This is a genomic window from Methylobacterium sp. 13MFTsu3.1M2 (genome assembly GCF_900112625.1).
GTDB lineage: Bacteria > Pseudomonadota > Alphaproteobacteria > Rhizobiales > Beijerinckiaceae > Methylobacterium.
The window spans coordinates 112,021-130,631 of record NZ_FOMM01000005.1 but is presented as its reverse complement, the minus strand read 5'-3'; the positions used below and the strand labels follow the sequence as shown (position 1 = coordinate 130,631).

At 68.7% G+C, this 18,611-nt stretch carries 16 protein-coding genes; all 16 read left to right on the top strand.

Going from position 1 to position 18,611, the window contains the following annotated elements; genetic code table 11:
• Positions 1 to 158 precede the first annotated feature (158 nt).
• The 16 genes from BM314_RS05245 (at position 159) to BM314_RS05170 (ending at position 18,395) form a co-directional block, all read left to right on the top strand.
• Positions 159 to 524, top strand: coding sequence for an NADH-quinone oxidoreductase subunit A (locus BM314_RS05245; RefSeq protein WP_007560754.1), 366 nt, complete (start codon positions 159 to 161; stop codon positions 522 to 524).
• 42 nt (positions 525 to 566) lie between these two features.
• Positions 567 to 1,154 (top strand): NuoB/complex I 20 kDa subunit family protein, encoded by a 588-nt coding sequence (locus tag BM314_RS05240; RefSeq protein ID WP_010686017.1) that lies wholly within the window; start codon positions 567 to 569, stop codon positions 1,152 to 1,154.
• Between the two features lie 9 nt (positions 1,155 to 1,163).
• Positions 1,164 to 1,811 (top strand): NADH-quinone oxidoreductase subunit C, encoded by a 648-nt coding sequence (locus tag BM314_RS05235; RefSeq protein ID WP_056532537.1) that lies wholly within the window; start codon positions 1,164 to 1,166, stop codon positions 1,809 to 1,811.
• 16 nt (positions 1,812 to 1,827) lie between these two features.
• A complete protein-coding gene (locus BM314_RS05230; protein ID WP_020092237.1) occupies positions 1,828 to 3,018 on the top strand; it encodes an NADH-quinone oxidoreductase subunit D in 1,191 nt (396 codons plus the stop codon).
• Positions 3,019 to 3,028: 10 nt separating this feature from the next.
• Positions 3,029 to 4,390, top strand: a complete 1,362-nt coding sequence (gene nuoE, locus BM314_RS05225; RefSeq protein WP_056532541.1) for an NADH-quinone oxidoreductase subunit NuoE — start codon at positions 3,029 to 3,031, stop codon at positions 4,388 to 4,390.
• A 9-nt stretch (positions 4,391 to 4,399) separates the two neighbouring features.
• A complete protein-coding gene (gene nuoF / locus BM314_RS05220) occupies positions 4,400 to 5,701 on the top strand; it encodes an NADH-quinone oxidoreductase subunit NuoF (protein ID WP_012319032.1) in 1,302 nt (433 codons plus the stop codon).
• A 192-nt stretch (positions 5,702 to 5,893) separates the two neighbouring features.
• Entirely contained in the window at positions 5,894 to 7,975 is a 2,082-nt protein-coding gene (gene nuoG / locus BM314_RS05215) for an NADH-quinone oxidoreductase subunit NuoG (RefSeq protein ID WP_091977241.1), read from the top strand.
• 13 nt (positions 7,976 to 7,988) lie between these two features.
• Positions 7,989 to 9,011 (top strand): NADH-quinone oxidoreductase subunit NuoH, encoded by a 1,023-nt coding sequence (nuoH, locus tag BM314_RS05210; RefSeq protein WP_020092240.1) that lies wholly within the window; start codon positions 7,989 to 7,991, stop codon positions 9,009 to 9,011.
• 27 nt (positions 9,012 to 9,038) lie between these two features.
• Complete coding sequence (nuoI, locus tag BM314_RS05205) at positions 9,039 to 9,527, top strand: NADH-quinone oxidoreductase subunit NuoI (protein ID WP_007560744.1); 489 nt, start codon at positions 9,039 to 9,041, stop codon at positions 9,525 to 9,527.
• A gap of 222 nt (positions 9,528 to 9,749) precedes the next feature.
• Positions 9,750 to 10,370 carry an NADH-quinone oxidoreductase subunit J gene (locus tag BM314_RS05200; RefSeq protein WP_091977239.1) on the top strand — a complete coding sequence of 207 codons (621 nt, stop codon included), beginning with the start codon at positions 9,750 to 9,752 and terminating at the stop codon, positions 10,368 to 10,370.
• Positions 10,371 to 10,404: 34 nt separating this feature from the next.
• Positions 10,405 to 10,710, top strand: a complete 306-nt coding sequence (nuoK, locus tag BM314_RS05195; RefSeq protein ID WP_010686008.1) for an NADH-quinone oxidoreductase subunit NuoK — start codon at positions 10,405 to 10,407, stop codon at positions 10,708 to 10,710.
• Between the two features lie 82 nt (positions 10,711 to 10,792).
• Positions 10,793 to 12,916, top strand: coding sequence for an NADH-quinone oxidoreductase subunit L (gene nuoL / locus BM314_RS05190; RefSeq protein WP_091977237.1), 2,124 nt, complete (start codon positions 10,793 to 10,795; stop codon positions 12,914 to 12,916).
• Position 12,917: 1 nt separating this feature from the next.
• Positions 12,918 to 14,438 carry an NADH-quinone oxidoreductase subunit M gene (locus tag BM314_RS05185; RefSeq protein ID WP_020092243.1) on the top strand — a complete coding sequence of 507 codons (1,521 nt, stop codon included), beginning with the start codon at positions 12,918 to 12,920 and terminating at the stop codon, positions 14,436 to 14,438.
• 10 nt (positions 14,439 to 14,448) lie between these two features.
• Positions 14,449 to 15,894, top strand: a complete 1,446-nt coding sequence (gene nuoN, locus BM314_RS05180) for an NADH-quinone oxidoreductase subunit NuoN (RefSeq protein ID WP_020092244.1) — start codon at positions 14,449 to 14,451, stop codon at positions 15,892 to 15,894.
• Positions 15,895 to 15,901: 7 nt separating this feature from the next.
• Complete coding sequence (locus tag BM314_RS05175) at positions 15,902 to 16,705, top strand: biotin--[acetyl-CoA-carboxylase] ligase (RefSeq protein ID WP_091977235.1); 804 nt, start codon at positions 15,902 to 15,904, stop codon at positions 16,703 to 16,705.
• 16 nt (positions 16,706 to 16,721) lie between these two features.
• Entirely contained in the window at positions 16,722 to 18,395 is a 1,674-nt protein-coding gene (locus tag BM314_RS05170) for a ribonuclease J (protein ID WP_012319023.1), read from the top strand.
• The last annotated feature ends 216 nt before the right edge of the window (positions 18,396 to 18,611 follow it).

Below are 18,611 nucleotides of genomic sequence, written 5' to 3'. Positions count from 1 at the left end.
CGACCGACAGCGCGCTTTGTGCGACGCGACAAGCCATTGTCACGGGCCGGCGGCTCGACTAAGCCTCCGGCCGCGCGCATCCTGGCATAAGAACAATTCCACGGGCGGATCCGGGTCGGCGTCGCACCGCGGTTTCACTCGTCTCGCGAGGCCCTGGCATGACCGGATTGTTGGCGGATTACCTGCCGCTCATCGTGTTCATCGGCGTGGCGCTGTTCATCGCCACGGCGCTCCTGGTCGTGCCGTTCCTGGTGGCCTTCAAGAGCCCCGATCCCGAGAAGCTCTCGGCCTACGAGTGCGGCTTCAACGCGTTCGACGACGCCCGCATGAAGTTCGACGTGCGCTTCTACCTCGTCGCCATCCTGTTCATCATCTTCGACCTCGAGGTCGCGTTCCTCTTCCCCTGGGCGATCACCTTCGGGGACCTGGGCTGGTTCGGCTTCTGGTCGATGATCGTCTTCCTGGGCGTGCTGACCGTCGGTTTCGTCTACGAGTGGCGCAAGGGCGCCCTCGAATGGGATTGATCTCCCGCCGCTCGCCGCCCGCACCGAATTCTTGAGTCGCCGATGGCCCTGATCACAGACACCAACCGCGCCCCCGCGATCGCGCCCCAGCCGAAGGGGATCATCGATCCCAACACCGGCCGCCCGATCGGCGCGGACGACCCGACCTTCCTGTCGATCAGCGACGAGCTGGCCGACCGGGGCTTCCTGCTCACCACCACGGACGAGCTGATCAACTGGGCCCGCACGGGCTCGCTGATGTGGATGACCTTCGGTCTCGCCTGCTGCGCGGTCGAGATGATGCAGATGTCGATGCCGCGCTACGATTGCGAGCGATTCGGCTTCGCACCCCGCGGCTCGCCGCGCCAGTCCGACGTGATGATCGTCGCCGGCACGCTCACCAACAAGATGGCCCCGGCTTTGCGCAAGGTCTACGACCAGATGCCCGAGCCGCGCTACGTCATCTCCATGGGCTCCTGCGCCAACGGCGGCGGCTACTACCACTATTCCTACTCGGTGGTGCGCGGCTGCGACCGGGTGGTGCCGGTGGACATCTACGTGCCCGGCTGCCCGCCCACCGCCGAGGCGCTGCTCTACGGCGTGCTGCTGCTGCAGAAGAAGATCCGCCGGACCGGCACGATCGAGCGCTGAGGAGCGGCCATGACGAACGGCATCTCGATCCTGCCCCACACCCAGCCGGCCTACGGCGACGACGCCGTCTCGGCCCTGGCCGAGCGCGTCCTCGGCGCCCTCGGCCCGGCGGTCGTGTCCCACACCGTCGCGTTCGGCGAGCTGACGCTGGTGGTGCAGGCCTCCGACATCGTCTACGCGCTGACCTACCTGCGCGACGATCCGGCCTGCGCGTTCCGCAACTTCATCGACATATGCGGCGTGGACTACCCGCAGCGCGAGAAGCGCTTCGACGTGGTCTATCACCTGCTCTCCCTGCGCCATAACCTGCGCATCCGGGTGAAGGTGCAGACCGACGAGGTGACGCCGGTCCCCTCGGTGATCGAGGTCTTCCCGGCGGCCAACTGGTACGAGCGCGAGACCTACGACCTCTACGGGATCCTGTTCTCGGGCCATCCCGACCTGCGCCGCCTGCTCACCGATTACGGCTTCGAGGGGCACCCCCTGCGCAAGGACTTCCCGCTCACCGGCTTCGTCGAGGTCCGCTACGACCAGGACCAGGCGCGGGTCGTCTACGAGCCGGTGCAGCTGACGCAGGAATTCCGGAACTTCGACTTCTTGTCCCCGTGGGAAGGCACCGACTACGTGCTCCCCGGCGACGAGAAGACGTCGGCTTGAGCCGCGGAGAGCGTCCGTGACCGAACACAACATCCGCAACTTCGCGATCAACTTCGGCCCGCAGCACCCGGCGGCGCACGGCGTGCTGCGCCTCGTGCTGGAACTCGACGGCGAGGTGGTCGAGCGGGTCGACCCGCATATCGGGCTGCTCCACCGCGGCACCGAGAAGCTGATCGAGTACAAGACCTACCTGCAGGCGACGCCCTATTTCGACCGGCTCGACTACGTGTCGCCGATGAACCAGGAGCACGCCTTCTGCCTGGCGATCGAGAAGCTCGCAGGGATCGAGGTGCCGCGCCGCGCGCAGCTGATCCGTGTGCTGTTCTGCGAGATCGGCCGCCTGCTGTCGCACCTGCTCAACGTCACCACGCAGGCGATGGACGTCGGCGCCCTCACGCCTCCGCTCTGGGGCTTCGAGGAGCGCGAGAAGCTGATGATCTTCTACGAGCGGGCCTCCGGCGCCCGGCTCCACGCCAACTATTTCCGGCCCGGCGGCGTCCACCAGGACCTGCCGCCAAAGCTCATCGACGACATCGACGCGTTCTGCGACCCGTTCCTGCAGGTCGTCCAGGACCTCGACGACCTCGTCATGGCCAACCGCATCTTCAAGCAGCGCAACGTCGATATCGGCATCGTGTCGGTCGACGAGGCGATGGAGTGGGGCTTCTCGGGCGTGATGGTGCGCGGCTCGGGCATCCCGTGGGACCTGCGCAAGGCGCAGCCCTACGAGTGCTACGAGGAGATGGAGTTCGACATCCCCGTCGGGAAGAACGGCGACACCTACGATCGCCAGGTGATCCGCATGGAGGAGATGCGCGAATCCGTGCGCATCATGAAGCAGTGCGTCGCCAAGCTGCGCGAGCCCGCCGGCCAGGGGCCGATCGCCTCCGTCGACGGCAAGTTCGCGCCGCCGCCGCGCCGGGAGATGAAGCGCTCGATGGAGGCGCTCATCCACCACTTCAAGCTCTACACCGAGGGCTTCCACGTACCCGAGGGCGAAGTCTACGCCGCGGTCGAGGCGCCGAAGGGCGAGTTCGGCGTGTACCTGGTGTCCGACGGGACCAACAAGCCGTATCGCTGCAAGATCCGCGCGCCGGGCTTCGCGCACCTGCAGGCGATGGACTGGATGTGCCGCGGGCACCTCTTAGCCGACGTGTCCTGCGTGCTCGGCACGCTCGACATCGTGTTCGGCGAAGTGGATCGGTAAGACACAAGCGATGGCAAACCGCAGACTCGCCCCGGCCTCGGAGCAGCCCGAGAGCTTCGCGTTCTCCCCCGAGAATGCCGAGTGGGCCAAGACCCAGATCGCCAAGTACCCCGAAGGCCGCCAGGCCTCGGCGGTGATCTCGCTCCTGTGGCGGGCGCAGGAGCAGAACGGCGGCTGGCTGCCGCGGGCGGCCATCGAGGCGGTGGCGGCCGAGCTCGGCATGCCGAACATCCGCGTGCTGGAGGTCGCGACCTTCTACACGATGTTCGCCCTCGAGCCCGTGGGCCGCTTCTGGATCCAGGTCTGCGGCACGGTCCCGTGCGATTCCTGCGGCGCGCGGGGCCTCAAGGAGATGCTCCAGGCCCGTCTGGGCCCGGCCGGCCACGTCTCGGCCGATGGCAATTTCTCGTGGCTCGAGGTCGAGTGCCTGGGCGCCTGCTGCAACGCGCCGATGGTGCAGATCAACCAGGACTACTACGAGGACCTGACGCCCGAGTCCCTCGGCCAGCTGATGGACGACCTCGCCGCCGGCCGGCCCGTGAAGGTCGGCTCGCAGACCGGGCGCGTCTCGTCCGAGCCCCAGGACGCCGTGAACACCCTCACCGACCCGACGCTGTTCGACGGCTCGCGGGTCGGCGCGTGGCGCAAGCGCTTCGAGGAGGCCGGCAAGGCGGAGGAGCCGGCCGCCCAGACCGGTGAAGCCGCGTCCAGCACGCAGCAGGCCGCCGAGAATCCGAAGCCGGCCCGACCCGACGCCGGCCGCCCGGTCGAGCGTCCCGTGAGCGACGCCCCGGCCCAGCGCGCTGCCAACGGCGAGAGCCCGGTGAAGCCCGAGGATCGCGCCGACGCGGCCGAGCGCGGCCGCTCCACCGCCAAGCACGGCGCCGCCCGGCCGGGCGACGCGGACGTGCTCGACACGCCGGCCAAGCGCGTCGCCGAGGGCGAGCCCGCCGCCGGCGAGCAGGGCCATCAGGCGGTGCCGAACCGCGACGCCGTCCCGCAGCAGCCGGAGGCCTCCGGCGCCAGCGAGGGCGAGGTGGCGGCCGAGACCGAGGAGGCGCGCATCGCCGGCGCGCTCGCGGCCCTGCCGAAGGACGCGAGCCCCGAGCAGAAGGCCGACGCCGTGGGCAAGCGGCCGCCGGGGCTGGAGGCCGCCCGCGCCGGCAAGCCGGACGAGCTGACGCGCATCAAGGGCATCGGCCCGGGCAACAGCCAGCGCCTGAACGGGCTCGGCATCTACCATTTCGACCAGATCGCCGCCTGGTCCCGCGACGAGATCGCCTGGGTCGGCACCTACCTCGCGTTCCCGGGTCGCATCGACCGGGAGAACTGGGTGGGGCAGGCCAAGGCCCTGTCGGCGCCGGCTCAGTGAGGACCTGACATGCTGTCGGATCAGGATCGCATCTTCACCAACCTCTACGGCCTGCACTCGCCGGGCCTGGAGGCCGCCAAGAAGCGCGGCGCGTGGGACGGGACCAAGTTCCTGCTGGAGCAGGGCCGCGACTGGATCATCGAGGAGATGAAGGCCTCGGGCCTGCGCGGCCGCGGCGGCGCGGGGTTCCCCACCGGCCTCAAATGGTCGTTCATGCCCAAGAAGTCCGACGGGCGCCCGCACTACCTCGTGGTCAACGCCGACGAGTCGGAGCCGGGCACCTGCAAGGACCGGGAGATCATGCGGCACGACCCGCATCTCCTGATCGAGGGCTGCATGCTGGCCTGCTTCGCGATGAACGCGCATGCCTGCTACATCTACATCCGCGGCGAGTACGTCGCCGAGAAGCACGCCCTCCAGAAGGCCGTGGACGAGGCCTACGCGGCCCGCCTCGTCGGCCAGTCGAACGTCCACGACTACCCGTTCGACATCTACGTCCACCACGGCGCCGGCGCCTATATCTGCGGCGAGGAGACGGCGCTCATCGAGAGCCTCGAGGGCAAGAAGGGCATGCCGCGGCTGAAGCCGCCGTTCCCGGCCAATATGGGCCTCTACGGCTGCCCCACGACCGTGAACAACGTCGAGTCGATCGCGGTCGCCGGCACGATCCTGCGCCGGGGCGGCGCGTGGTTCGCCGGCCTCGGCGGCAAGAACAACACCGGCACCAAGCTCTTCTGCGTCTCCGGGCACGTGAACAAGCCGTGCAACGTCGAGGAGGAGCTCGGCATCACCTTCCGCGAGCTCATCGACCGCCATTGCGGCGGCATGCGCGGCGGCTGGGACAACCTGCTGTGCTCGATCCCGGGCGGCTCGTCGGTGCCGCTGGTGCCGGCCGAGCAGATCGTCGACGCCAAGATGGACTTCGACACCCTGCGCAACCTGGGCTCCGGCCTCGGCACCGCGGCGGTGATCGTGCTCGACAAGTCCACCGACATCGTCGCGGCGATCACCCGGATCTCGTACTTCTACAAGCACGAATCCTGCGGCCAGTGCACGCCCTGCCGCGAGGGCACCGGCTGGATGTGGCGCGTCATGCAGCGCATGACCGAGGGCCGCGCGCAGAAGCGCGAGATCGACATGCTGTTCGAGGTCACCAAGCAGATCGAGGGGCACACGATCTGCGCGCTGGGCGACGCCGCGGCCTGGCCGATCCAGGGCCTGATCCGGCACTTCCGCCCCGAGATCGAGAAGCGCATCGACCGCTACACCGCCAACCCGCACAGCGAGCCTGTGCCGATGGCCGCCGAGTAAGGGCGCTATGCCGGTGTCCAACCCACAGCCTCATCCTGAGGTGCCTGCGTCAGCGGGCCTCGAAGGAGTCTTCCAGAGATCGCGAGGCGGGCTGGACATCTCCTTCGAGGCTCGGCTGCGCCTCGCACCTCAGGATGAGGGCGTGGGTGGGATCCGGCCTCGCGCGTTTGGGCCAGTTTACGAGACGATCCGATGACAAAAATCCTCGTCGACGGCACCGAGGTCGACGTCCCCGCCGATTACACGCTGCTCCAGGCCTGCGAGGCCGCGGGGGCCGAGATCCCGCGCTTCTGCTTCCACGAGCGCCTGTCGATCGCCGGTAATTGCCGCATGTGCCTCGTCGAGCTGAAAGGCGCGCCGAAGCCGGTGGCCTCTTGCGCCTACGCGGTGAAGGATTGCCGCCCCGGCCCGAACGGCGAGCCGCCTGAGGTGCTGACGCGCTCGCAGGGCACCAAGAAGGCCCGCGAGGGGGTGATGGAGTTCCTCCTCATCAACCACCCGCTCGACTGCCCGATCTGCGACCAGGGCGGCCACTGCGACCTGCAGGACCAGGCCATGGCCTACGGGGTCGATTCGACCCGCTACACGGAGAACAAGCGGGCGGTCGAGGAGAAGCATATCGGCCCGCTGGTGCGGACCGCGATGAACCGCTGCATCCACTGCACCCGCTGCGTGCGCTTCCTCGCCGAGGTGGCGGGCGTGCCCGACCTCGGCGCCATCGGCCGCGGCGAGGACATGGAGATCACGAGCTACCTCGAGCAGTCGATGGCCTCGGAGCTCCAGGGCAACGTCGCCGACCTCTGCCCGGTGGGCGCCCTCGTGCACCGGCCGCAGAGCTACAACGTCCGGCCGTGGGAGCTGAACAAGACCGAGTCGGTCGACGTGATGGACGCGGTCGGCTCGTCGATCCGCATCGACACACGCGGCCGCGAGGTCATGCAGATCGAGCCGCGGATCAGCGAGGAGATCAACGAGGAGTGGATCTCCGACAAGACCCGCTACCACATCGACGGGCTGCGGATGCAGCGCCTCGACCGGCCGTACCTGCGCGAGAACGGCCGGCTGCGGCCCGCCTCCTGGGGTGAGGCCTTCCAGGCCATCGCCGCCAAGGTGAAGGGCGCGGATCCGAAGCGCGTCGGCGCCGTGGTCGGCGACCTCGCGGGCGTCGAGGAGATCTTCGCGCTCCGCGAGCTGATCAGGAGCCTCGGCTCGCCGAACCTCGACTGCCGCCAGACCGATGCCGGCCTCGACCCGGCGCTCGGCCGTGCCTCCTACATCTTCAACCCGACCATCCCGGGCATCGAGGCGGCGGACGCGATCCTGATCGTCGGCGCCAACCCGCGCACCGAGGCCTCGCTGCTGAACGTCCGCATCCGCAAGCGCTGGCGCATGGCCCCGCTGGCGGTGGGCGTGATCGGCGAGCCGGTCGACCTGACCTACCCGAGCCACTACATCGGCGCCGGCCCCGACTCGCTCGCGGCGCTCGCCCGCGGCGAGCACAGCTTCCTCGACGTACTCAAGGAGGCGAAGGCGCCGCTCGTCATCGTCGGCGCCAACGCCGAGCCGGCTGTGCTGGCCGCGGCGGCCACGCTCGCCAAGGAGATCGGCGCGGTCTCGGCCGAGGGGAACGGCTTCGGCGTGCTGCACACGGCCGCCGCCCGCGTCGGCGCGCTCGATCTCGGCTTCGTGCCGGGGGAGGGCGGCCTGACCTTCGCGCAGATGCTGGAGCCGGGCGCGCTCGACGTCCTGTTCAACATCAGCGCCGACGAGCGCGACGTCGCCCCGGGCGCCTTCGTGGTCTACCAGGGCAGCCACGGCGACCGCGGCGCCGCCCGCGCCGACGTGATCCTGCCGGGGGCCGCCTACAGCGAGAAGTCGGCGACCTGGGTGAACACCGAGGGCCGGGTCCAGATGGGCAACCGCGCCGCCTTCCCGCCGGGCGACGCCCGCGAGGACTGGGCGATCCTGCGCGCGCTCTCGGACGTGCTGCGCAAGCGCCTGCCGTTCGACTCGCTGACCGCGCTGCGCCGCGCGCTCTACGCCGCCCACCCGCATCTGGCGGCGGTCGGCGCCGTCGAGCCGGGCAACGTGACCGAGGCGGTCGACCGGCTCGCCGGCCTCGGCGGCACCGCGACCGGTCCGGCCTTCGCGTCGCCCGTGACCGACTTCTACCTCACCAACCCGATCGCCCGCGCCTCGCGGATCCTCGCGGAGTGCTCGCGCCTCGCCCGGGAGCGCGCCGCCGAGGCGCGGCCCCTCGCGGCGGCCGAGTAGGAGCTCAAGACCGATGACGCCGCTCGAAATCCTCGGGACCGTGCTCCTGATCGTGCTGAAGAGCTTCGTGCTGCTCTCGGCACTGCTCGTCTTCATCGCCTACGCGCTGCTCGCCGACCGGAAGATCTGGGCTGCCGTGCAGCTCCGGCGCGGCCCGAACGTGGTCGGGCCGTTCGGCCTGTTCCAGTCCTTCGCCGACCTGATCAAGTTCGTGATCAAGGAGCCGGTGATCCCGGCGGGCGCCAACAAGGCGATCTACCTGCTGGCGCCGCTGGTCTTCGCGATGCTCGCCCTGTCGAGCTGGGCGGTGATCCCGCTCGCGGACGGCTGGGCGATCGCCGACATCAACGTCGGCATCACCTACATCTTCGCGATCTCGTCGCTCGGCGTGTACGGCGTCATCATGGGCGGATGGGCGTCGAACTCGAAATACGCCTTCCTCGGCGCCCTGCGCTCGGCGGCCCAGATGATCTCCTACGAGGTCTCGCTCGGCTTCGTGATCATCTGCGTGCTGCTCTGCGCCGGCTCGCTCAACCTCTCGCGCATCGTGATGGCGCAGGACACCAGCCTCGGCCTGTTTGGCTGGTACTGGCTGTGGCTGTTCCCGATGTTCGTGGTGTTCTTCGTCTCGGCGCTCGCCGAGACCAACCGCCCGCCCTTCGACCTGCCGGAGGCGGAGTCGGAGCTCGTGGCCGGCTACATGGTCGAGTACTCCTCGACGCCGTACCTGCTGTTCATGCTCGGCGAGTACGTCGCCATCATGAGCATGTGCGCCCTCGGGACCATCCTGTTCCTGGGCGGCTGGCTGTCCCCGATCCCGTTCGCGCCCTTCACCTGGGTGCCGGGCGTGATCTGGTTCACCCTGAAGGCCAGCTTCCTGTTCTTCCTGTTCGCGATGGTGAAGTCCATCGTGCCCCGCTACCGCTACGACCAGCTCATGCGCCTCGGCTGGAAGGTCTTCCTGCCGATCTCCCTGATCTCGGTCGTCGTCGTCGCCTTCGTGCTCAAGCTGACCGGCCTCGCGCCGGGCGCCTGAGCCCCCCTTCGCATCGGAGATCCGGGCATGAAGCTCGATCAGGTCGCCAAGAGCCTTCTCCTGAAGGAGTTCGTGTCCGGGATGATCCTCGGCATGCGCTACTTCTTCAAGCCGAAGGCCACGATCAACTACCCCTTCGAGATGGGCCATCGCGGTCCGCGCTTCCGGGGCGAGCACGCGCTGCGCCGCTACCCGAATGGCGAGGAGCGCTGCATCGCGTGCAAGCTCTGCGAGGCGATCTGCCCGGCGCAGGCGATCACCATCGAGGCGGGCCCCCGGCGCAACGACGGCACCCGCCGCACGACGCGCTACGACATCGACATGGTGAAGTGCATCTACTGCGGCATGTGCCAGGAGGCCTGCCCGGTGGACGCCATCGTGGAAGGGCCGAACTTCGAGTTCTCGGTGGAGACCCGCGAGGAGCTCCTCTACGACAAGCAGAAGCTCCTGCTGAACGGTGACCGCTGGGAGCGCGAGATCGCCCGCAACATCGCGATGGACGCGCCGTATCGCTGAGCCATCGTCCCGGACACCGGTCGCCGGTGCCCGGCAGAAGATGACGCGGAAACAAGGCTCTAGAGCATCGCACCGGTTCCCGGTTCCGGTGGGATGCTCTAGAGCCATGCCGGGGGCGCTGTTGTGCCCCCGTCGACCGGGTTCTATAGACGGGCCGCCCGCCGCGGACCGTCTCCACGCACGGCAGAAGGGGCCGCTCCGGCGGCCGATCCCGATCAGCGCATGACCGCAGCAGCCGCCTTCTTCTATCTGTTCGCGAGCATCACGGTCGCGTCGGGCTTCATGGTGATCGCCTCGCGCAATCCCGTCGCCTCGGTGCTGTTCCTGATCCTCGCCTTCGTGAACGCCGCCGGACTGTTCGTCCTGATGGGCGCCGAGTTCCTCGCGATGATCCTCGTGGTCGTCTACGTCGGCGCGGTCGCGGTGCTGTTCCTGTTCGTGGTGATGATGCTCGACGTCGATTTCGCCGAGCTGCGCCAGGGCTTCCAGCAGTATCTCCCGATCGGCGCCCTGATCGGCGCGGTCTTCCTGGTCGAGATCCTGCTGGTCGTCGGCTCGTGGAGCATCGACCCGGGCCTCGTCCAGGCCCCGCTCGGCAACGTCGCCTCGGCCGAGAACCTCACCAACGCCCAGGCGCTGGGCCGCGTGATCTACACGGACTACGCCTACTTCTTCCAGCTCGCCGGCCTGATCCTGCTGGTCGCCATGATCGGCGCCATCGTGCTGACGCTGCGCGACCGGCCGGGCGTCAAGCGCCAGAACATCGCGGTCCAGAACGCCCGCACCCAGGCCATGGCGGTCGAGACCCGCAAGGTCCCCTCGCGCCAAGGTGTCGAGGTCTGATGCGCGCGCTGATGAGAGCCGGAGGAATCGAACGATGATCGGCCTGAGCCACTACCTCACCGTCGCGGCGATCCTGTTCACGCTCGGCGTGCTCGGCATCTTCATCAACCGCAAGAACATCATCGTCATCCTGATGTCGGTCGAGCTGATCCTGCTCTCGGTCAACATCAACCTCGTCGCCTTCTCGACGCAGCTGAACGACATCACCGGACAGGTCTTCGCCCTGTTCGTGCTGACCGTGGCGGCCGCCGAATCGGCGATCGGCCTCGCCATCCTGGTGGTGTTCTTCCGCAACCGCGGCTCGATCGCGGTGGAAGACGTCAGCATGATGAAGGGCTAGGGCCTTCCCCTTCGCGCGCCCCGAGTGACATCCGGACGCCGCCGCTTCGCGGCCGGCCCGGAGGACGGACTGCAAGAGAGCGATGTATCACGCGATCGTCTTCTTCCCGCTCATCGGCTTCCTGATCGCCGGCCTGTTCGGCCGGTACATCGGGGCGCGGGCCTGTGAGTACATCACCACGTCCTTCCTCGCCTTCACGGCGCTGATCGCCTGGGGCGTGTTCATCGACGGCGGGCCGGCCGAGCGCGTGCAGGTGGCGTCCTGGTTCGCGGCCGGCGACCTCCAGGTCGACTGGGCCTTCAAGGTCGACACCCTGACCCGGGTGATGCTGGTCGTCGTGACCACCGTCTCGACCCTCGTGCACCTCTACTCCGTGGGCTACATGGAGGAGGATCCGCACCGGCCGCGCTTCTTCGCCTACCTGTCGCTGTTCACCTTCGCCATGCTGATGCTGGTGACGGCCGACAACCTCGTCCAGATGTTCTTCGGCTGGGAAGGCGTGGGCCTCGCCTCGTACCTGCTGATCGGCTTCTGGTACGAGAAGCCCTCGGCCAACGCCGCCGCCATGAAGGCGTTCATCGTCAACCGCGTCGGCGATTTCGGCTTCTCGCTCGGCATCTTCCTGGTCTTCGTGCTGACCGGTTCGGTGGCGTTCGACGCCGTCTTCGGCAAGGTCGACGCGATCAAGACGCTCAGCTTCCACCTCCTCGGCTACGACTGGAACGCCCTGACGCTGGCCTGCCTGCTGCTGTTCATGGGCGCCATGGGCAAGTCGGCGCAGTTCCTGCTGCACACGTGGCTGCCCGACGCCATGGAGGGCCCGACCCCGGTCTCGGCGCTGATCCACGCCGCCACGATGGTCACCGCCGGCGTGTTCATGGTCGCCCGCCTGTCGCCGCTCTTCGAGGAGGCTCCCAACGCGCTGATCGTCGTGACGGTGATCGGCGGCATCACGTCCCTGTTCGCGGCCACGATCGGCCTCGTGCAGAACGACATCAAGCGGGTGATCGCCTACTCGACCTGCTCGCAGCTCGGCTACATGTTCGTGGCGCTCGGCGTCGGCGCCTACGCGGCCGGCGTGTTCCACCTGTTCACCCACGCCTTCTTCAAGGCGCTGCTGTTCCTCGGCGCCGGCTCGGTCATCCACGCGATGCACCACGAGCAGGACATGCGGAACATGGGCGGCCTGCGCCGCTACATCCCCTACACCAGCGCCATGATGGCGATCGGTTCGCTCGCGCTGATCGGCTTCCCTTACACCGCCGGCTACTACTCGAAGGACGCGATCATCGAGGCGGCCTACGCCTCGACCCGCCCCGGGCACACGCTCGCCTTCCTGTGCACCGTGGTGGCGGCGTTCTTCACCTCGTTCTACTCCTGGCGCCTATTCTTCATGACCTTCGAGGGCCCGGCCCGCTGGGGCGCCCACGCCGCCCACGATCAGCACCACGCGCCCGCGGTCGCCCACGCGACTACGGCCCACGCGACCATGGCACACGAGGCCGACGGCGCGCCCGGGCACACCGAGGGCGTCGCCCACGACGACAAGGGCCACGACATCGAGCCGGCCCACAAGAGCGACCTCGTCGCCGACGACCACCACGGGCACGGCCACCACGGCGACCACACGCCCCACGAGAGCCCGCTGGTGATGACGATCCCGCTCGCGGTGCTCGCCTTCGGCGCGCTATTCGCCGGGATCATCTTCCACAACCGCTTCATCGGCGAGGGGATGGAGGCGTTCTGGGGTCACGCCCTGGCGCACGGCCCGAACAACCACATCATGCACGAGATCCACGACGTCCCGGCGCTGGTCTCGTACTCGCCGCTGATCATGCTGATCCTCGGCTTCGTCGTGGCCTACTGGATGTACATCCGCCGGCCGGAACTGCCGGGCGCGCTCGCCGCGCAGCAGCCGTCGCTGTACCGGTTCCTGCTCAACAAGTGGTACTTCGACGAGATCTACGACCGGATCTTCGTCCGCCCGGCCAAGGATTTCGGCCTGTTCCTCTGGAAGCAGGGCGACGGCCGGATCATCGACGGCCTCGGTCCGAACGGGATCGCGGCGCGCGTCGTGGACGTGACCCGCGGCGTCGTCCGTCTCCAGACCGGCTACGTCTACCACTACGCCTTCGTCATGCTCATCGGCGTCGCCGGCCTGATCAGCTGGTACCTGATGTCCGGCCTGCCCAAGGGTGCACACTGACATGCTCGGCCTCGGCATCCTCTCCGGCCTGCTGATCGTGCCGCTCTGCGGCGCGGCCTTCATCCTCACGCTGAACGGCGACGAGGAGTCGGTCGCGCGCAACAGCCGCTGGGCCGCGCTCGCCACCACGATCGTCACCTTCCTGCTCTCCCTGGTGGCGTGGAGCCGCTACGACACCGCCTCGTCGAGCTTCCAGCTCGTGGAGAGCCACGCGTGGCTCACCGAGACGATCCGGTTCAAGCTCGGCGTCGACGGCTTCTCGATGCCGCTGATCCTGCTGACCACGTTCCTGATGCCGTTCTGCATCGGCGCCTCGTGGCACTCGATCCACTTCCGCGTGAAGGAGTACTTCGTCGCCTTCCTCGTCCTCGAGACGACGATGATCGGCGTCTTCGCCGCCCTCGACCTGGTGCTGTTCTACCTGTTCTTCGAGGCCGGCCTGATCCCGATGTTCCTGATCATCGGCATCTGGGGCGGCGCGCGCCGGGTCTACGCCAGCTTCAAGTTCTTCCTCTACACCCTGCTCGGCTCGGTGCTGATGCTGCTCGCCGTGATGGCGATGTACTGGCAGGCCGGCACCACCGACATCCCGACCCTGCTGCAGTACCGCTTCCCGGTGCAGATGCAGACTTGGCTGTGGCTCGCCTTCTTCGCCTCCTTCGCGGTGAAGATGCCGATGTGGCCGGTCCACACTTGGCTGCCCGACGCCCACGTGGAGGCGCCCACCGCCGGCTCGGTGATCCTGGCGGGCATCCTCCTGAAGATGGGCGGCTACGGCTTCATCCGGATCTCGCTGCCGATGCTGCCGGTGGCGAGCCACGACTTCGCGCCCTTCGTGTTCGCGCTGTCGGTGATCGCGATCATATTCACGTCGCTCACCGCGATGATGCAGACCGACATCAAGAAGCTGATCGCCTACTCGTCGGTGGCCCATATGGGCTTCGTGACGTTGGGCTTGTTCACCCTGAACGAGCAGGGCATCCAGGGCGCGCTGTTCCTGATGATCTCCCACGGCATCGTGTCGGGGGCGCTCTTCCTCTGCGTCGGCGTCGTCTACGACCGGATGCACACCCGCGAGATCTCGGCCTATGGCGGCCTCGTGAAGCGGATGCCGCTCTACGCCGTGGCCATGATGGTGTTCACGATGGCCAATGTCGGCCTGCCGGGCACCTCGGGCTTCGTCGGCGAGTTCCTGGCCATGCTCGGCGCCTTCAAGGCGAACCCGAACGTGGCGTTCTTCTCGACCTTCGGCATCATCCTGTCGGCGGCCTACGCCCTGTGGCTCTACGCCCGGGTGATCTACGGGAAGCTGGAGAAGCCGAATCTCCAGGGCATCCTGGATCTCGACACCCGCGAGAAGATCATCCTGGCGCCGCTGGTCGTCCTGACGATCTACTACGGCGTTCACCCGGCCCCCGTGCTCGACGTGTTCGCGCCCTCGACCGACGCGCTGATGGCGAGCATCAAGACCGCGCTCTCGAACACCCAGACGGCCGCCGCGGCGCTGCCGATCCCGCGCTGAGGCGGACACCATGACAACCGTCCACTCCGTCCTGCCCTCGCTGGCGCCGCTCATGCCCGAGCTGATCCTCGGCGTCGGCGTCATGGGCCTGATCCTCTACGGCGCGTGGCGCGGCGACCGCTCCGCCGAGACCGTGAGCATCGGCGCCCTCGCCCTGCTCCTCGTCGCCCTGTCGGTGGTGATCTCGCAGCCGGTGCACGGCCGGGTCACGACCCTGTCGGGCGCGTTCGTGTCCGATTCCTTCGCCAAGGTGATGAAGTCGCTGGTGCTGCTCGGATCCGCGGCGACGATCCTGCTGGCGCACGACTTCTTCAAGCGCGAGCGCATCGACCGGTTCGAGTTCCCGGTCCTGATCGTGCTCTGCACCATCGGCATGATGGTCATGGTCTCGGCCAACGACCTGATCGCGCTCTACCTGGGCCTGGAGCTGCAGTCGCTCGCCGCCTACGTGATCGCCGCCTTCCACCGCGACGACGTGAAGTCCACCGAGGCCGGCCTCAAGTACTTCGTGCTCGGCGCGCTCTCCTCCGGCATGCTGCTCTACGGCGCCTCGCTGGTCTACGGCTTCACCGGCACCGTCTCGTTCCCCGGCATCGTCTCGGCGCTCAACGAGAATGCCGGGTTCGGCATCGTGCTGGGCATCGTGTTCCTGGCGGCCGGCGTGTGCTTCAAGCTGGCGGCCGTGCCGTTCCACATGTGGACGCCCGACGTCTACGAGGGCTCGCCGACCCCGGTGACGGCCTTCTTCGCCTCGGCGCCCAAGATGGCCGCCGTGGCGATGACCGTGCGGGTGTTCATCGGCGCGATGCCGGACGTGACGGCGATCTGGCAGCAGATCTTCATCTTCGTCTCGATCGCGTCGATGGCGCTCGGCTCGTTCGCGGCGATCGGGCAGACCTCGATCAAGCGCCTGATGGCCTACTCGTCGATCGGCAATATCGGCTACGCGCTGATCGGCCTGGCCTCCGGCTCGGAGGAGGGGATCAGCGGGCTCGTCACCTACATGATCATCTACCTCGCGATGACGCTCGGCACCTTCGCGATCATCCTGTCGCTCCGGCGCCGGGACGTGATGTTCGAGAAGATCGAGGACCTGTCGGGCCTGTCGCGGACCCATCCGTGGCTCGCCTTCTGCCTCGCCGCGATGATGTTCTCGCTGGCCGGCATCCCGCCGCTCGCCGGGTTCTTCGCGAAGTTCTACGTCTTCGCCGCCGCCATCAAGGCGGGTCTCGTGACGCTGGCGGTGATCGGCGTGGTGACCAGCGTGGTGGGCGCCTACTACTACCTGCGCGTCGTGCGGATCATGTACTTCGACGAGCCGAAGGAGCCGTACGAGGCGATGGCCCCGGGCCTGCGCATCGTGCTCGCCCTGTCGAGCGTCGTGGTGGTGCTGTTCTTCCTGCTGCCCGGGCCGCTGGTCGGCGCCGCCGGCCGGGCCGCGAAGTCGCTGTTCTAGGACGGCCTTGACCTACCGACTCGGGCCCTCGGCGCGCGCCGAGGGCCACCGCCTGCACGTCCACGACACCCTCGGCTCCACCAACACGGAGGCCGTGGCGCGCGCGCGCGCCGGCGAGACAGGCCCGCTCTGGGTGGTGACGCACCGCCAGGAGGCGGGCCGCGGTCGGCGGGGCAACAGCTGGTCCTCGCTCCCCGGCAACCTCGCGGCGAGCGTGCTCTGGCCGGTCGCCGGGGTCGCGCCGGACCACCTCGCCGAGTTGGGCTTCGTGGCCGGCCTCGCCCTGATCGAGGCGATGGAGGCGGCCTGCGGCACCCTGCCGGATACCGGATCCGGCGCCGGGGCCCGATCTTTTCAGCTCAAATGGCCGAACGACGTGCTGCTCGGCGGGGCGAAGCTCGCCGGCCTGCTCCTGGAGGCGGAGACGCTCCCGGGCGGGCGGCGCGCCGCGGTCATCGGCTTCGGCGTGAACGTCGCGGCGGCGCCGGAGGGCCTCGGGGCCGCGAGCCTGGCGGCGGCGGGTTACGCGTGCGGCGCCGAGGCGCTACTGGAACATCTCTCGGACCGGGTGGCCGCGCGGGCGCGCGCCTGGGACCGGGGACGGAATTTCGCTGACCTGCGCGCGGCCTGGCTCGCGCGGGCCGCGGGTCTCGGATCGGAGATCGCGGTGCACAGCGGCGGTCACATCCTGCGGGGCGTGTTCGAGACGATCGACGAGGGGGGGCGGCTCGTGATCCTCGCCCCCGACGGGAACCGGCATACCGTGACGGCGGGCGAGGTGCATTTCGGATCGGCCGCGACGGCGGCCTGAGTTTGGACGACGACAGATGGTTAAGGGACAGGAGGAGCTGGTCTTCCTGCCGCTCGGCGGCGTGGGCGAGATCGGAATGAACGCGGCGCTCTACGGGTTCGGCCCGGAGAAGGGCCGGAAGTGGATCATGGTCGATTGCGGCATGGGCTTCGCCGGCGAGGAGCAGATGCCGGGCGTCGACCTGATGTTCCCCGACCTCTCCTTCATCGAGGAGCGGCGCAAGGACCTGCTGGGGATCTTCATCACCCACGCGCACGAGGACCATATCGGGGCGATCTCGGAGCTGTGGCCCCGGCTCAAGGCGCCGGTCTACGCGACCCGTTTCGCCAAGAACCTGCTGGAGACCCGGCGCCTGTCCGAGCCCGGCGCCCCGAAGGTCGAATTGCGCGAGGTGAAGCCCGGCCGGCGCGTGACCGTCGGGCCGTTCGAGCTCGAGTACGTGCCGGTCTCGCACTCCATCCCGGAATCGAACGCCATCGCCATCCGCACCGCGGCGGGCCTCGTCCTCCACACCGGCGACTGGAAGATCGACCCGACCCCGGTGGCCGGCTCGGTGACGTCGCCGGAGGCGTTCACGGCGCTCGGGGACGAGGGCGTCCTCGCCATCGTCTGCGACTCGACCAACGTCGTGCGCGAGGGCTTCTCGCCGAGCGAGAAGACCGTCGCCGAGACGCTGAAGACGCTGATCGCGGACGCGCCGCACCGGGTCGCCGTGACGACCTTCGCGTCCAACGTGGCGCGCATCCGCGCGGTCGCCGAGGCCGCCGCCGCCTGCGGGCGCGAGGTCATCGCGGTCGGCCGCGCCATGGACCGGGTGATCGACGTGGCCCGCGAGTGCGGCTACCTCGACGGCCTGCCCGAGTTCCGCCGCTCCGATTCGTGGAAGAGCCTGCCGCGGGAGCGCGTCGTCGCGCTGCTCACCGGCTCACAGGGCGAGCCGCGGGCGGCGCTCGCCCGCGTCTCCCGCCGCGACCACCCGGATATCAGCCTCACCGCCGGTGACCAGGTGATCTTCTCCTCGCGCGCCATCCCGGGCAACGAGCGCGATGTCGGCTCGATCATCAACGACCTGATCGAGCAGGGCGTCGAGGTGATCACCGACCGCACCGACCTCGTCCACGTCTCCGGCCACCCGCGCCGGGACGAGATGGTCGAGATGTACCGGTGGACCCGCCCGGGCACCGCGATCCCGGTCCACGGCGAGGCCCTGCACCTCGACGAGCACGCCCGCTTCGCGCGGGCGCAGGGCGTGCAGAACGTGGTCAAGGCCCGCAACGGCAGCCTGATCCGCCTGAGCCCCGGCAAGCCCGAGGTGATCGACCACGTGAAGGCCGGCCGCCTGTTCAAGGACGGCGACGTCCTGATCGACGAGAAGGACCGGGCGATCCCGGAGCGGCGCAAGCTGATGCAGGCCGGCCTGGTCTCGGTGGCGATCGCTATCGACGAGGACGGCGTCGTGCTCGGCGAGCCGGCGGTGGACATCATCGGCCTGCCGAACCGCGGCCGGTCCGGCGAGCCGCTGATCGAGACCGTGGTGGACGCGGTCTCCCGCACCCTGTCGGGGATGTCGCGGGGCAAGCTCAAGGACTCGGAGAGCGTCGAGAAGACGGTCGACCGGGCGGTGCGCACCGCGGTCAACGAGGTATGGGGCAAGAAGCCGGCCTGCCACGTGCAGGTGGTGGAGGTGTGAAGCTGGCTGCCGATAGCGGTTGGCTGTAATCTAGACGGAGCCGAAGCAGCCGATCATCCGATCGGCTGCCGGACAGGACCCGGGTTCCCTCTCGCGCACGGGAGAGGGACAGGGTGAGGGGGACAGGTTCTGCCGGAGAGGGCTCGTCCCTCACCCCAACCCTCTGCCGCACGGGAGAGGGGGCCGGTCGCGTCCGCGCGTACGGGCGGAGCCTTC

Bases quoted from the DNA above. Each gene is read 5' to 3' on its own strand.
- nuoG (WP_091977241.1), top strand. From the start codon at position 5,894: ATGACAAAAATCCTCGTCGACGGCACCGAGGTCGACGTCCCCGCCGAT.
- BM314_RS05200 (WP_091977239.1), top strand. From the start codon at position 9,750: ATGACCGCAGCAGCCGCCTTCTTCTATCTGTTCGCGAGCATCACGGTC.
- BM314_RS05235 (WP_056532537.1), top strand. From the start codon at position 1,164: ATGACGAACGGCATCTCGATCCTGCCCCACACCCAGCCGGCCTACGGC.
- nuoK (WP_010686008.1), top strand. From the start codon at position 10,405: ATGATCGGCCTGAGCCACTACCTCACCGTCGCGGCGATCCTGTTCACG.
- nuoI (WP_007560744.1), top strand. From the start codon at position 9,039: ATGAAGCTCGATCAGGTCGCCAAGAGCCTTCTCCTGAAGGAGTTCGTG.
- nuoF (WP_012319032.1), top strand. From the start codon at position 4,400: ATGCTGTCGGATCAGGATCGCATCTTCACCAACCTCTACGGCCTGCAC.
- BM314_RS05245 (WP_007560754.1), top strand. From the start codon at position 159: ATGACCGGATTGTTGGCGGATTACCTGCCGCTCATCGTGTTCATCGGC.
- nuoE (WP_056532541.1), top strand. From the start codon at position 3,029: ATGGCAAACCGCAGACTCGCCCCGGCCTCGGAGCAGCCCGAGAGCTTC.
- BM314_RS05170 (WP_012319023.1), top strand. From the start codon at position 16,722: ATGGTTAAGGGACAGGAGGAGCTGGTCTTCCTGCCGCTCGGCGGCGTG.
- nuoL (WP_091977237.1), top strand. From the start codon at position 10,793: ATGTATCACGCGATCGTCTTCTTCCCGCTCATCGGCTTCCTGATCGCC.
- nuoH (WP_020092240.1), top strand. From the start codon at position 7,989: ATGACGCCGCTCGAAATCCTCGGGACCGTGCTCCTGATCGTGCTGAAG.
- BM314_RS05240 (WP_010686017.1), top strand. From the start codon at position 567: ATGGCCCTGATCACAGACACCAACCGCGCCCCCGCGATCGCGCCCCAG.
- BM314_RS05185 (WP_020092243.1), top strand. From the start codon at position 12,918: ATGCTCGGCCTCGGCATCCTCTCCGGCCTGCTGATCGTGCCGCTCTGC.
- nuoN (WP_020092244.1), top strand. From the start codon at position 14,449: ATGACAACCGTCCACTCCGTCCTGCCCTCGCTGGCGCCGCTCATGCCC.